11 protein-coding genes are annotated in these 14,286 nt (G+C 60.2%); 7 read left to right on the forward strand and 4 right to left on the reverse strand.

Annotated features, from left to right (window positions below; all coding sequences use genetic code 11):
• Positions 1-81: 81 nt before the first annotated feature.
• The 3 genes from B5527_RS17900 (at position 82) to B5527_RS17910 (ending at position 5,041) form a co-directional block, all read left to right on the forward strand.
• Positions 82-1,782, forward strand: coding sequence for an arylsulfatase (locus B5527_RS17900; RefSeq protein ID WP_425305079.1), 1,701 nt, complete (start codon positions 82-84; stop codon positions 1,780-1,782).
• Between the two features lie 110 nt (positions 1,783-1,892).
• Complete coding sequence (locus tag B5527_RS17905) at positions 1,893-3,155, forward strand: cation:proton antiporter (protein ID WP_172842581.1); 1,263 nt, start codon at positions 1,893-1,895, stop codon at positions 3,153-3,155.
• A gap of 236 nt (positions 3,156-3,391) precedes the next feature.
• Positions 3,392-5,041 (forward strand): arylsulfatase, encoded by a 1,650-nt coding sequence (locus tag B5527_RS17910; protein ID WP_079602702.1) that lies wholly within the window; start codon positions 3,392-3,394, stop codon positions 5,039-5,041.
• 384 nt (positions 5,042-5,425) lie between these two features.
• Here B5527_RS17910 and B5527_RS17915 read toward each other — a convergent pair whose 3' ends face one another.
• Positions 5,426-6,514, reverse strand: coding sequence for a patatin-like phospholipase family protein (locus tag B5527_RS17915; protein ID WP_079607356.1), 1,089 nt, complete (start codon positions 6,512-6,514; stop codon positions 5,426-5,428).
• 1,019 nt (positions 6,515-7,533) lie between these two features.
• Positions 7,534-8,550, reverse strand: coding sequence for a SphA family protein (locus tag B5527_RS17925; protein ID WP_245332736.1), 1,017 nt, complete (start codon positions 8,548-8,550; stop codon positions 7,534-7,536).
• 558 nt (positions 8,551-9,108) lie between these two features.
• On the opposite strand from B5527_RS17925, the gene B5527_RS44070 reads away from it, so the two are divergent.
• From B5527_RS44070 to B5527_RS47115, 3 genes are all read left to right on the forward strand, one after another.
• The gene (locus B5527_RS44070; protein ID WP_154072323.1) at positions 9,109-9,351 is read left to right on the forward strand and encodes a hypothetical protein; all 243 of its coding nucleotides are present in this window, start codon (positions 9,109-9,111) and stop codon (positions 9,349-9,351) included.
• Between the two features lie 1,277 nt (positions 9,352-10,628).
• Entirely contained in the window at positions 10,629-11,534 is a 906-nt protein-coding gene (rnz, locus tag B5527_RS17930; RefSeq protein ID WP_079602705.1) for a ribonuclease Z, read from the forward strand.
• A 41-nt stretch (positions 11,535-11,575) separates the two neighbouring features.
• Positions 11,576-11,809 (forward strand): DJ-1/PfpI family protein, encoded by a 234-nt coding sequence (locus B5527_RS47115; protein WP_276329335.1) that lies wholly within the window; start codon positions 11,576-11,578, stop codon positions 11,807-11,809.
• Between the two features lie 91 nt (positions 11,810-11,900).
• Here the strand turns inward: B5527_RS47115 and B5527_RS17940 are convergent, their stop codons facing one another.
• A complete protein-coding gene (locus B5527_RS17940) occupies positions 11,901-12,803 on the reverse strand; it encodes an NAD(P)-dependent oxidoreductase (RefSeq protein WP_079602706.1) in 903 nt (300 codons plus the stop codon).
• Between the two features lie 33 nt (positions 12,804-12,836).
• Positions 12,837-13,322, reverse strand: a complete 486-nt coding sequence (locus B5527_RS17945) for a DUF1931 family protein (RefSeq protein WP_154072324.1) — start codon at positions 13,320-13,322, stop codon at positions 12,837-12,839.
• A 473-nt stretch (positions 13,323-13,795) separates the two neighbouring features.
• Here B5527_RS17945 and B5527_RS17955 point away from each other — a divergent pair, with 473 nt between their 5' ends.
• Positions 13,796-14,020 (forward strand): hypothetical protein, encoded by a 225-nt coding sequence (locus B5527_RS17955; protein WP_079602708.1) that lies wholly within the window; start codon positions 13,796-13,798, stop codon positions 14,018-14,020.
• Positions 14,021-14,286: the final 266 nt, after the last annotated feature.

Genomic DNA, 14,286 nt, shown 5'->3' on the forward strand with positions numbered 1-14,286 from the left:
GATTGCAAACTCACAGATCCGACACCTGCAATCCCGTCCGCGCCGTGCAGGACGGAGGGATCGCGCAAACGATCCTGCGCCATGTTGCTTGGGACGACGATGTTGATGTCGCTGTGCGGACTGGTCAGCACGCCGGCGGTGGCGCAGCAACCGCCACAAAAACCCAACATCGTCTTCATCATGGGCGACGACATCGGCTGGATGCAGCCGAGTATCTACCATCGCGGCCTGATGGTGGGCGAAACACCCAACATCGACCGTATCGGGAACGAGGGCGCGATCTTCATGGACTATGTCGCCATGCAGAGTTGCACCTCCGGGCGCAACGCCTTCTTCACGGGCATGTACCCGCTGCGCACGGGCATGATCCCTCCGCAGCTTCCCGGCAGCCCATCCTACCTGCGGCCCGGCACTCCGGCTCTTGCACAATTCCTGTACGATCTCGGCTACACCACCGGCGAGTTCGGCAAGAACCACCTGGGCGACCATACCGCGGCCCTGCCGACCGCGCACGGCTTCCAGGAATACTGGGGCTACCTCTATCACCTCGATGCGATGCAGCAGGTGAGCTTCCCCGACATCAATACGACCCCGCTCGTGCAGGGCGTCGCTCCGCCATGCAAGAACACGCCCATCCCCGGTATCGCCGAAGTTCCTGGCGCCGTGGATCCCACGACAACGTTATGCCTGACGCCTCCGCGCCCGGTGCTCTGGTGCAAGTCGTCCGACGGCACGGAGAAGAACCAGATGTGCACGGACGAGGGCCCGCTGACGCTGGAGCGGTCGAAAACGGTGGACGAGGAAATCTCCACCAAGGTGGTCGACTTCATCGACCGCAACGACCCGAAGAAGACCAACAAGCCTTTCTTCGTCTGGTACAACCCGGCGCGCATGCACGTCACGACCGTATTGTCGCAGAAGTACATGGACATGGTCGGACAGCCGGGCGGCAAGGACTGGGGCGTCAACGAAGCCGGCATGAAGCAGATGGATGACAACATCGGCGTCGTTCTCAAGAAGCTGGAAGACATTGGCCAACTCGACAACACCATCGTCGTGTTCACCACCGACAACGGCGCCGAGGCGATCAGCTTCCCGGACGGCGGCGTCACCCCGTTCAAGGGCCAGAAGGGCGAGGCCTGGGAAGGCGGCTATCGTGCTCCGATGGTCGTGCGCTGGCCGGGCCACATCAAGCCGGGAACGGTCAAGAACCAGTTGTTTGCCGCGCTCGACTGGGTCCCCACGTTTGTCGATATCGCCGGTGGGCCCAAGGGCGATGGGCTGAAGACTCAGATCGAGGCCGGTTCGTACCCCGGCATCGTCAAGACCACGCTCGACGGCTTCGACCAACGCGCCTATCTCGAAGGCACCTCGGAAAAGTCGGCGCGCGATCACTTCTTCTATTTCTCCGGGGCGACGCCGTCCGCGGTGCGCTACAAGAACTGGAAGATGTACTACACGATGTCGCAGCCAGGGCCGGCCGGCTGGATCATGCCGCTCGTCCCCTTCCACTTTACCTTGGTCCAGAACATCAAGCGCGATCCATTCGAGCAGGCGGTTGGCATCGACCAGAAGACCGCCATGAGCCTCGGTGGTGCGCTCGGCGGTCCAGTGACTGCCTTCCAGTATGACTGGAACATGTTGCCCATCGGTCAGCAGCTGTGGCTGGGCCATCTGCTGTCGTACGAAAAATACCCGCCGCTGCAGGCTCCCGAGAGCTACAACCTCAGCGGGATCCTGGAGCAGGTCAAGAAGGCGAACGCCGGTCACGCGAGCGACTAGCCGAACAACGCAATTCGAGGACGCGGGCGCCCGACATAGGGCGCCCGCGGATTGCGCGGACACGGTTCTGAGAATGTATGAGTTCCAACCGTCGGAATATGCCGTCTAACATGATCAGCTTCCTCCGGGATCACCTCTTCACCATGCCCGTGCTTGCGAAGTTCGCGGTGGGGATGGTGATGCTTGTCATCATCCCTCGGTTTTCCCGCCGAGTGCATGTTCCTGTACCTGTAGGTTTGCTGCTTAGCGGCGTTATAGTCGGGCCGTATGTTCTGGACATCTTTGGCACGGTCCGACCGATCGCAGACTTCTTGGCGGAATTGGGCAAACTGCTGTTGATGTTTTTTGCGGGCCTGGAAATCAATCTTGAGCTGTTTCGGCGCGCCCGAAACCGCTCGATTGCTCTCGGCATCGCCACGACCGCATTTCCTCAGGTGCTCGGCACCATCGTTGGGCTCTCATTCGGCTACGCTGCGATTCCGGCGATCGTGATCGGGTCGCTGCTGGCTTCGCATACCCTGCTAGGGTTAAGTATAGTCAATCGGCTCGGCCTGGGCAGCCTGGAGCCGGTGACAGTAGCGGTTGGTGCCACGGTGATGTCCGACACTCTGTCGCTCGTGGTGTTCGCTATTTGCGTCTCGATTTACACCACCGGCTTTTCTCCGTCTGGTCTGGTGCTCCTGCTGGCCGAGATCGCTGGCTATATCGGCCTGGTTCTGTTCGGCCTAAGCCGCCTCGGCGCCTATGTGCTCAAGCGGGTCGAGGATGAGGAGGACGCTTACTTCGTTCTCATGCTAAGCATCATGGCAATCGCGGGCGTGCTTGCGGATGCGATCCAGCTGCCGGGCATCGTGGGCGCTTTCCTTGCGGGACTAGCCATCAACGCCTCGGCACAGAACGCGCCGGCTAGCGTCAAGCTTGAGTTTCTGAGTAAGTCGCTGTTCATTCCGATCTTCTTTGTCGTTACCGGATTCCTGATCAACCCGATCACCTTTGTTCACGGGATTTTCGACAACTTCTTGCTCGTTGCCAGCATCATCGGTGCACTGCTCGTCGGCAAGTGGATAGCCGCCTGGCTGGTGGGTCGCGCATTTGGCTACAACCGGAATGAACAGCTCACGATTTGGTCGCTCACGCTGCCGCAAGTTGCCGCCACGCTCGCCGCGACGCTGGTCGCGCATGACACGCTCGGCGCGGCCGGTCAACGGTTGCTCGACGATCGAATGCTCAATGTCGTGCTTGTGCTTGTGTTTGCAACATCAGTCCTTGGTCCGGTGTTGACTGAGCGGTTTGCGGCTCGTCTGACGACCAGCACCCCCAGAGCTGAACCCAATCGTTCGATCGGGTCTGCACCAAATGTAACCGCCGGCTAGTTTGATCGCGCATTCTTGCGCGTCTTGCGCCGGAAGAACATAGCCGACGGGTGGCCGACCGCCTGTCAGCCGTGAAATGGCGAAACTGAAAAGTGCATTTGGAGCCGATTTCCCGGTAGCGGCTGGTTGGTCGCCTTGAACGGAGCCAACTGCATCAAAACAGAGAGGAGAATGCCATGAGTGATAAGCATCCGCCTGGAGATTCCCGCGACGTCGTGCCGCAATCGGGCGGTGGAATGAAGCGACGCGATCTGTTGCTGAGCGGCACTTCGCTCGTCGCTGCTTCGGCGCTCACGGCCGTCAGCTTGGCAACCCCGGCGCAAGCACAACAGCCTGCAACGGCGCCGGCGGCGGCGGGCCAGCGGCCGAACATCGTCGTCATCATGGGCGACGACATCGGCATGTGGAATATCGGCGCCTATCACCGCGGCATGATGGCCGGGCGGACGCCGAACCTCGACAAGCTCGCCGCCGAAGGCATGCTGTTCACCGACTACTACGCCGAGGCAAGCTGTACGGCGGGTCGCGCCAACTTCATCACGGGCGAGCTGCCGATCCGCACCGGCATGACCACTGTCGGCCAGGCCGGCGCAGCCATCGGGATACCGGCGGAGGCGGTGACGATTGCCACCGCGCTGAAAGGCTTGGGCTACGCCACCGGCCAGTTCGGCAAGAACCACCTCGGCGACAAGAACGAATTCCTGCCGACGGTGCACGGCTTCGACGAATTCTTCGGCTACCTGTACCACCTCGACGCGATGGAAGATCCGGCCCACCCTGGCTATCCGCAGGAGCTGTTGAATGTAGTTGGCCCGCGCAACATGGTCCATTCGTACGCGACCGACGTCGACGATCCCACCGTGGATCCACGCTGGGGCAAGGTCGGCAAACAGAGGATCGAAGACGCCGGAACGCTCTATCCCAAGCGGATGGAAACCGTGGACGACGAAATCCGCGACTTTGCGCTGAAGTTCATTGACAAAGCCAAAGCCGACAACAAGCCGTTCTTCCTGTGGCTCAACCCGACCCGCATGCACATCGTCACGCACCTGTCGCCGAAGTACCAGGCGATGCGTAACTCCAAGAACGGCTGGTCGATTCATGAAGCCGGCATGGCGCAGCTCGATGACGATATCGGCATCGTGATGCAGAAGCTCAAGGATATGGGCGTGGATGACAATACCATTGTCATCTTCACCACCGACAACGGCACTGAGGTGTTTACGTGGCCGGACGGCGGACAGACCCCGTTCGCGCAGAGCAAGGGCACGGTCATGGAGGGCGGCTTTCGCGTTCCGGCCATGATCCGCTGGCCGGGAAAGGTGCCCGCCGGCAAGATCGAGAACGGCATCATCTCCGGGCTCGACTGGTTCCCGACCTTGTTGGCCGCCGCCGGCAACCCCAACATCGTCGAGGAGCTGAAGAAGGGCAAGCAGATCGGTGACCGCACCTACAAGTGCCATCTGGATGGCTACAACCAGATGGACATGATTACCGGCAAGGGATCGTCCAATCGGCACGAGATCTGGTATTTCGGCGAAAGCGAGCTCGGCGCCGTGCGCATCGACGACTTCAAATATCGCTTCATCGATCAGCCCGGCGGCTGGGTAGGCGACAAGACCAAGCCTGACGTACCCTTCCTGATCAACCTTCGTCTCGATCCGTTTGAGCGCACGGGCTGGCCCGATAGCGGGACCAAATACGGAGCCCAGCAATACTTCGACTGGTTCAAGTACGAATTCTGGCGTTTCGTGTTTGTCCAGCAACAGGTCGAGAAGCTGGCCATGACTGCCGTTGAATTCCCGCCAATGCAGAAGGGCGCGAGCTTCAACCTCAGTGCCGTGAAAGAGAAAATCGATGCCGCGAGGGCCTCGATCGGCAAATAATGGTCTGACCTAGTCATGCGGGCAGCCCGCATGTCGGCTGCCCGCTGTGAACCCCAGAGCGTCAATAAGAGGACGCAACCATTAAACTCACCCGCACACAAAATGCCTTCGCCGCCGCGCGGACACGGATCAAGGATCGATTCGAGAGTGAATCGCTAGGAGCGCTGGAGATCAAGGGTAAGGGCACCATTCCGGTCGTTGCCGTGCGGCGGGAAAAGCCTCGACCATGATGACAGGCGAAAACGCCGATTAATCAATGTATCCATTTGTGACAAAGGATGCAGACCGACTACCGCCTTTGGCATGAAGCCGCCGATCCGGTCGCTATCGGGGCTAAACCGGGCATGGCTCGGACATCGTCAAACCGTCGAAAATGCCCCGGATTCAGAGGTACATTTTATTAATGTCCACCGACGACTCGACACCCAATTTGGCGAAGTTTTTCGCGAGCCAGTCGCCCGCACATTTTCGCCCCTGGTCGCGAAGAAAAATGAGAAAGTCCCAATCGGCGTTGTACTTGCTTGTCGAACTGAGTGCACCCATGAATTCGTCGTCCGAGATGCTGTGGATCAGCACGTGTGGCAGCTCTTCGCCAACGATACGTTTTTCCCTGACAAGCCTGGTAACGAAGCTGACCGCCCGCATCTCCCGCATCAGGGAAGAATTGAAGCTGATCTCGTTGATGCGGTTCAAGATGTCGCCTGCCGCGCGCGGCACCTCCTTGCGGAACAGCGGATTGATATGAACGATGACAATGTCGGTGCTCTTGCAGTTGTAAATTAACGGGAAAAGGGCGGGGTTACCCATATAGCCGCCGTCCCAATAGGCTTCGCCATCGATCTCAACCGCATGAAACATCGTGGGGAGACACGCCGACGCCATCACGGCGGATACGCCAATTTCCTTTCCGGCGAAGACCCTCATTTTGCCCGTACGCACATTTGTCGCAGAGAGAAACAGTTTTACCGGGCAGTCCGGTCGTTGCAGCACGTCAAAATCGATCGATTGCTCGACCACATCGCGCAGCGGGTTGTAGTCCGCCGGGTTGAACTGATATGGGGATAGCACGCGCGTCACGAAGCCCATCAGGGAGAAAACCGGCGACCAGTTCAATGTGTGATCGCCCAGCAACCGGTCGAAGGGGCTTGGCTGCAGGGGCCCCAAGCTTGCCGCATCGCTCACGCGCTTCCAATAGCCGGCGAGCGCCTCGCGAGCTCCATCGCGTCCGTCGACCGCAAGTCCATAGGCAAAAACCGCCGCATTCATCGCTCCGGCGCTCGTTGCGCTGAGACCCTCGAAGCCGAGATCTTTCTCTTCCAGGAGCCGGTCGAGCACGCCCCAGGTAAAGGCACCATGCGCTCCACCTCCCTGGAGCGCCAAGTTGATGGTTCTGACTTGGTTTGAGAATGCCGACCCCTGACCGAAGCCGCCAGACGCCTCCGGCTTTCGCGCCGGCCTCCGCCCCGAAGTCATTTTCATGGCCGACTCCCAACCCGTTCGCCGCATGCGCAAAGCATTCGATGACAACAATCGGATCAGTCGGAGGTAAAGGAAGTAATTCTATCCACGTCAATTCCGTGGGCATGTATAACACAACAGGGCCAGGGCTACATGCACGTATTTCCACCTACCCGGGCACGTGTTGTCAGTGATGGTGCGACGCCGTTCGTCTTTCTAGTATCAATTGCCTGAACCACGGGAGCAACGACCAGCCAAGGGAGAACGACCATGAAACTTACGACGATAGCACTAGCTTCTGCTTTCGCGCTCTCAAGTACGTTCGCACTTGCATACACAAATCATCATAGGACGCACCACCACCGCTACCACGGCTACCACGGTACGGTCGGCATGAGTTCCGCCCCGACGTATAGGGGTTCGACGAACTACGGTGGGTATGGTGCAGGCAACCCGAATAACAGAGGCGGCTTGGTTGGCGGCGGCGACTCCGGTACCTACAGGCCCTAAGAGTAAGCGCCGCATTTCTGCGGGGCTTGAAGTAGCGCGGCGCCTTACGGTCCAGATTAACACCGCGCGGACCGATCCCGTGAGACCGGCGTTAAGTATTCACTCTTCACTCTTCAAATCATACGGAGGCGTAAATGAGTAAGCTTGAACGTTTTTCAGCAGCACTGATCGCCGTGGCCATGTTCGCTACTCCGGCCATGGCGCGCCAGCACCATGCGAAGTCGTGGCACGACAAAAACGGCGCAAACATCCAAGCCTCCCAGGTCGTTAACGTTGGCGGGAAGCACTGCATCCGGGCTCCAGACGTAGGCGCATTTGCCTCAGCTCCGTATGCGCAACCTCCGTGCGAACCGGCATACCGGTACTGATACATCGCAGTTCGGCGCCATCTGCTATTCGAAGCGCCGCGAGGTAGCGGACTCGGATCAGTATTGGCATGCCCCTGCGTGGCGGTGCGACGGACCTCAATGAGACGGGCGGGACTAACGTTCCTCGCTTCGCCGCCCGATCTCGTCGCTCCACTGCTATTTCGTAACCATCCGGGTCGTGGCGGGTGGAGGCGCTGCCGCGGGTGAGATGGCAAATGTCAGCCACGTGTTCCAGCCGGTGGGCCGATCCGAGCCGCCAAATTCTGCGTAGGCCTTGAGATTGATGTAACCCTGAAGGTCTTTGCTGAGCGGGATGACATAGCCAAACTGCGGCCCGATGCCGAACACCTGCGATTGGAAGCAACCGACGTGATCGCCTGAGCCGCTGTCGCAGCCGATGTCTTTGTACGCGTAGCCTACCAGACCCACCTGAATCTGTTTGGTCAGGAATTGTGATGCGCCCCAATCGAAGTGCAGGTCGACGCCACTCTGATACTGTGTTGCGGTATTGATGAAATTATAGGTAAACCCAAGTACACCCGAGAACTCGTGACCGGTCGCCGGATTGAAATAAGTGTAGCCGCCGCCGGCGTCGATCGCGCCGTGTCCGATGCCTATATTCGACAGGCGCGTGGATTGGTAGGCGCCAACAGGTATGTCGCCGGTGATATAGGTCATGTAGTTGTTAACGCCGGCATTCCAACGCAAAGCAAATTGCGGGATCAGATCGCCAAAACCCCACGTCGTATCGTTGATGCTGTCGGATCGCATGAACGGGATGCTACCGCCGCGTGGTCCGGTTATGCTCCCGGCCAATTGGCCTGCCAAAGTGGTGCTGACGACACCGTAGGCACCTATAAGGGACGCGGACGCCTGGCCTCCGAGTACCGGCGTTGCAAAGACATAGCTCGGAATGACAAAGCCGAGATCTCCGGTGGCATTCACGGTTGCATTCAGACGCGCCGTCGCCGTCAGATTGGCTGGGATCTGTCCAATTTGAAATTCTCTAGCCAAGGCAACGTTGCCACCTGCCTGGACCGAGGTATGATAGTAGATGTTGGCCAGCGACCAACCCGGCTGCTGAGGTGTCGCCGCAAGGCTTCCAAAGAAACCGGGGACCCAGAAACTCACGCCGCTTTCGTCGGCCGACGCACACTGGGAAAAGAGAACCATCGCCAACAATAACGGGCTTGCTGCAAGGCAGTGTCTGCGTCGATGACCTGAGATTGGCCGCCCGCTTTTCGCGGCGGCGAGTGCAGTTCTCGCTGTCATATTGCGCCCCGTAAGTGTGTCGCCTCCTGATGCACTTCGGTGAGATCGTACCCCCCGAGCCGCCGGGGCTCACCATGTAAATTCACCAAAGGTTCAATTGCCGCAAAGAAGATGAATACTGCGACCAAAGAGCCACAGTCGCTACAGCAGGGGATATGGGGGTCTGGGAACGTCCGCTCCGGCGTCCGTAGGTGATTAGGCACCGTCGGCAGGAGGTTGTGATAGCAGGCGCAGCGCCGAGTTCGGATGAGTGTCACGGCGGCTAATTGGTGGGTCCGGGATAACCAAGAGCAAAGTCGCCAGACCATGAGCGCGCGATCGCCGTTTGCAACCCCCACAACGTCGTGCGGTCAACTCCCCCTGGAAGCGGTATGGTACCATCGGCCACCTCAGTAGCTGACAAAGATTTTATTGGTGACGGCGCGGTTGTCTCTTATCTAAACAACAAAGGAGACAACCATGAAATTTACGGCAATAGCACTCGTCTCTGCGTTCGCGCTCTCCGGCACCTGCGCATTTGCCCACACAGTTCGTCAGGACTCGAACGTCACCATGTATAGGGATGCTGCGCCGTCAGTCGTCTCGCATTCTAAATATGGCAATCCGAACGGCAATTTCAGCGAGTATGGGAACCGCGATGTGTGGGGCCACTGGGGCGCCTACTATGGGCCCATGATTCCCGCAGGCGCCGGCGGTAGGTGAGAGCGCTCATGCGTGCGAGACAATAGCCGCCGCCGAACGCACCTGCACCACCAAGCACGGCACGACCGCGAAGAAACGCTCCTCGCGACCACCGACGGGGTGCTCGAATGAAGCGGTCGACGTCCGTTGTTGGCACACGTTGTTTTGGATTTAAGGGCTGTACTCTCAATGGAGGCTGCCCCGTCACGGCATTCCGCCTGCGTTTTTGCGTTGTGATGATAAAGTCCGGAATGTTCATCGTTTAACGCTCCCGTCCGGCAAGATCAGAAACACCGGCTTTCCCAGCTTCCGCGCGAAGCGACCGTCGTCATCGGCGCGGGCGCCGCGGGCCTCATCGCGATATCGACCAACCTTTGGCCTACAAGACCTACGGCAAGCTGAATGCTGCCAAGGACGATGTGATCGTTTATCCCTGCTGATATTCCGGCACGCACGCGGAAAACGAATGGCTGATCGGTTCCCCGCCTTTGTGCGCAGTTTCTGAACTGGAGCAGCCGCGGACGCGTCAACGTCCAGCGAGGAGCGGGTTTCGAATTCAAGCGGCACGGTCGTCTCGTTCTTCACCGGGGCCGGGCAAATAGCCGCCTTGCGCAGACACGGCTTTGCGATCTCGCGGCGTGAGTTGCCCGAGGTTTGCCGCTTATTTTCCTTGCCCTCCAGACAGAGGGCGCAGGGAATACCGGGTGCACGCTGCACCCGCGGTCTCGCGTGCAAAGGGAGAAGAGAAAACGCACACGAGCATACAGGTCAGCGGAGGCAATCCGGCATTCCCTGCGCAATGGTTTTACGGCTTATAACGCGCTCTCCCCGGCGATCGGGCTTTTTTGTCACCGTCGCCGGCGGTGTCTTAACCGCCGACTTGACGCCAGCATCGAGACGTCAGGACCACACGACTTTGCCGTCCGCGTTGGCAACGCCCGTCAAGCGCGCCGTCGCGTCCACCGCACCCCGCTCCGCGTTCGTGACGTTGCGCAACGCCCCTCTGTGTGGGGCGGGATGCAAATCATATAGCGCGATTTTATTTTCGGAAAAACAGAAATATTTTTTCAGATAGGGCTGGACAGGCGGTTAGCGGGGGGTGTCAGGTGATTTGCCCGCCGGGCGCGGTTTGACGCCATTCGTGGGCCGTCGGTGCGTTGGGGCTCGCCATGGTGCAGGATGGGCCGGGGGGTTCGGCAAGCTCATCGACAGCGAGAGCGACAAGTGGGGCAGGATCATTCGCGAGGCCGGAATCAACAAGCCGTAAGCCGTCATTGTCGACGCGTGAGGCCGCGGGCATGTTCGACCTGACCTTCCTCGGGACGTCGGCCAGCGTTCCCTCGGCCGAACGCAACCACCCGGGCCTTCTGGTGGAGGCGGGCGGCGACCGCATCCTGGTGGATTGCGGGGAGGGCACCCAGCGACAGTTGCTGCGGAGCGGGGCCGGTTTCCGCAGGCTTGATCGGCTGCTGCTGACGCACGGCCATTTCGACCACGTGCTCGGCATTCCCGGACTGCTTTCGACCCTGCGCTTGCAGCAGAGCGCCGACGTCATGCGGATTCATGGCGGTCCCGATACCCTCGACGTCGTGGCCCGGATGCTCGCGGGCCTGTGGGACCAGGGCAGGGCGCCGATAGCGCTCGAACTGCTGCCGCTGGCGGAAGGACGGGTGATCGACACCGGCGAATTCACCATCGACTGTTTTCCGGTTCGCCACCGCGACACCGACAGCTTTGGATTCTGCTTCGAAAGCCAGGCACGCCGGCATCTCAGCTCCGATCGCCTTTCAGCCCTCGGTATCCCGGACGGTCCGATCCGCAAGGGGTTGGCCGAGGGAAGGCCGGTGACACTGGAGGACGGCCGGACGATCGACTCGGAGGACGTTTTGGGACCACCTTCCGGGGGCAAAAAGCTCGTGGTCATTGGCGACACCGAAACCACGGAAGGGTTGTCCGATCACGTAGGGGATGCCGACCTGTTGGTGATCGAGGCGACTTTTCTCGATCGCGATTCCGCCATGGCGCTCGACTACGGCCATCTGACTGCGGCGAAAGCGGCCGACCTGGCGGCCAGAAGCAACGTCAGGCAACTGGTTCTCACGCACGTTTCCGGCCGGTATCCGGAAGAGGAGATACTGGCGGAGGCGAGGAAGTCATTCGCGAACAGCCGGGTTGCCGCTGACTTCGATCGCATCGTGGTCTGAGGCGCGTAGGGCCGTCTTGGCCTTTCCCGGGGAGGAGGACTATGCCTTTGGCGCGCGCTTTTAGATCCGGAACGGCGGATCGCGATCCGCCGGGGCTGCATCTATCCGGGCGGCGTCATCAACCGGACAAGTTGCGGATCATTCCGGAAGCGGTCGCCTTCGCCAAGGCCTTCTTCGGCGCCGGCAAGCCGGTGGCAGCGATCTGTCATGGACTCTGGACGGTGATCGAGACGGGGTTTACTCACGGCCGACACATGACGTCACTGCCTCGCTGAAGACCGACATCGAGAACGCCGGCGCCGACTCGGACTCTCAGGATGAGGCCGGTGCAAGCCTAATGGATCTCGCCGCTCGAACTCAAATCTATCACGCCCTGGGTGTCGCGTGTCCGTCTCCAAGGCCGGCATTTTCCGCGGCGAGCTGGGCCAGGGCGGACCAATCGCGATCGCCATGACCTTGCGCGATGGCGGTGAGGAAATGATCGTGAATTTGGCTCGCCAGCGGCAGCGGTACGGCAAGTGCCTCGGCGGCCGCCAGCGCCAGGCGGTTGTCCTTGAAGCCCAGCGTCATCTTGAAGCCGGCGGGCTCGAACTTCTGGTCGGCGATGATCCCGCCATAGGTCTTGTAGATCGGCGCAGCGAACAGACTGCTGGTCAGGATGTCGAGAAACTTGTGCGGATCGATGCCCGCCTTGCGCGTCAGCGCGACGGTCTCGCCCAGGCTCTCGATCACCACGGTGATCAGGAAGTTGCCGCTCAGTTTGACGAGATTTGCCGCCGAGGGCTTCTCGCCGAGCTCAAACGTCTTCTGCCCCATCGCGTCGAACAGCGGCTGGCATCGCGCGACCGTCTTTGCAGGGCCGGCCGCGACGATGAACAGCTTGCCCGCGGCGGCAGCATCGGGTCTGCCGAACACGGGAGCGGCGATATACGCGCGGCCGGCTTTCCCGTGGGCCTGCGACAGGCGGTCGGACAGAGCGACGCTGATGGTGCTCATCGAGACGTGAACGGTGTTTTGGCCGAGCGAGGCCAGGATATTGCCTTCGCCAAAGGTGACGCCTTCGACCGCGCCGTCGTCGGCAAGCATGGTGATGACAGCATCGCCACGGCAGGCGTCGCCCGGTCGATCGACGACCACGGCGCCCTCGGCGGCCAGCTTCTCCGCCTTGTCACGGCTCCGATTATATACCTTGAGCCGATGGCCGGCCTTGAGCAGGCACCGCGCCATGCCGCTCCCCATATGACCAAGTCCGATAAATCCGACGTCCATGTGTGAACTCCCTTCGGGATCAGGTGCGATAGACTACAGCAGCAGCTCGAAGACCCGCGTGGCGAGTTCCCACTGTCTGGTCTGCGGATTTTTCAAATCCGGCTCGATGATCTTCAATGTCCGTGCGACCGCGACGCCAAGTCCCCCGGCGAGGTCGGGCAGCATCGCTTCGGTCTCGTCGCTATAGCTGAATTGCAACGGCGGCCGATTGGCCAGACGATCGAGGATCGGCTCCAGCTCGATCGTCTCGTCCATTTTCCTGAATTGCTCGATGCATTCCTGCAGGCCGGCGGTAATCGGCAGGTTCCAGGGCTCGATCAGGACGTCGCCGCCAGCTTTGGCGTTGGCCTCGGCGCGCAGCAACAGCAGATAGATCCTGTGATCGATGAAATCTTCGTAGCGTTTGAGGTCAGCCTTGTCGAAGTTAAGACCAGCCGCCTCGCGAAATAATCGCTGGAACCGGGGAATGCCCTCGGGGCGAGGCGGCGGCATCCTGTCAGGAGGGAGTTGCGCGATCATAAGCCGTGTCTTGCATCTTGCGCCGCCGATCGCATTGACGGGCGTCATATGCGCGGCAGTTCGTTCGTCTCCGGCCGATTTACGACTGTCGAGTTCCTAAACGGGGCAGATGAAGACCCGAGCATCACCACGTCCAGCGAGCTTGCCAGTCCCGATTGCCTGAAATGCCGCCAGCCTATGCGTTTGGTCTATATCGGCGCGAATGGACAGTATCGCCGCAGCAACTGATCTCATCGCGATTTCCCTCCTGCCAGCGCGAGGAGAGATGATCTTGAAAGTTCATTCGACCATCAGTTTTCGATCCTATTCATGATCTCAATCTCAGTAGCGCCCGGAGGTAACAAGGTTCAAGCCGCGCTCCCGACCGGGGCTCCGCTGTTTGAAACCCCGAATTGGAAGCCGCCAGTGCGCCCCCGATGAACTCGATCGGGACATGCGCGACTAATTGCGTGACGGAATCAGGGAGCCGGAAAATGAAGGGCGGGACTTCCTGGATCGGCCTGTTCGTTGCCTGCAGTATCGGCATCTGCAGCGGGGCGGCCGCCGCGCCGCCGGAGGCTCCGCCCCCAGGTTACAAGATCGAAGAGAAATACACCCGGACATCGCCTGAAGGCGCGATAACGGTCGAGCAATACCTGGACGCGAGGGGCAAATCAATGGACGGGCGGCCCGATATGGACGAGCCACAAACGCCTTAAGCGTGGATAGCGGCGCCGACGTTTACGCCGGCAAGCGATGTTGGCCACCCGATTACCCCTTCTAGCTCATTTAGATCGATGAGAAATTCACAGCAGCGCTCATGAAGAAACCCGACGTGCGACGAATGCGCGCCGAGGCCCTCCCTTGGAGCATTGCGGGGATAAACGCTCCACTCGCCCTCTTTCCGCACCCAGGCGACCTTACGACGATCGCGCAAGGAGGAAGTCTCGCAACGCACAATCCTAGTTGCGCCGCACAATGGCAG

This window comes from Bradyrhizobium erythrophlei, from assembly GCF_900129425.1.
Classification (GTDB): Bacteria; Pseudomonadota; Alphaproteobacteria; order Rhizobiales; family Xanthobacteraceae; genus Bradyrhizobium; species Bradyrhizobium erythrophlei_C.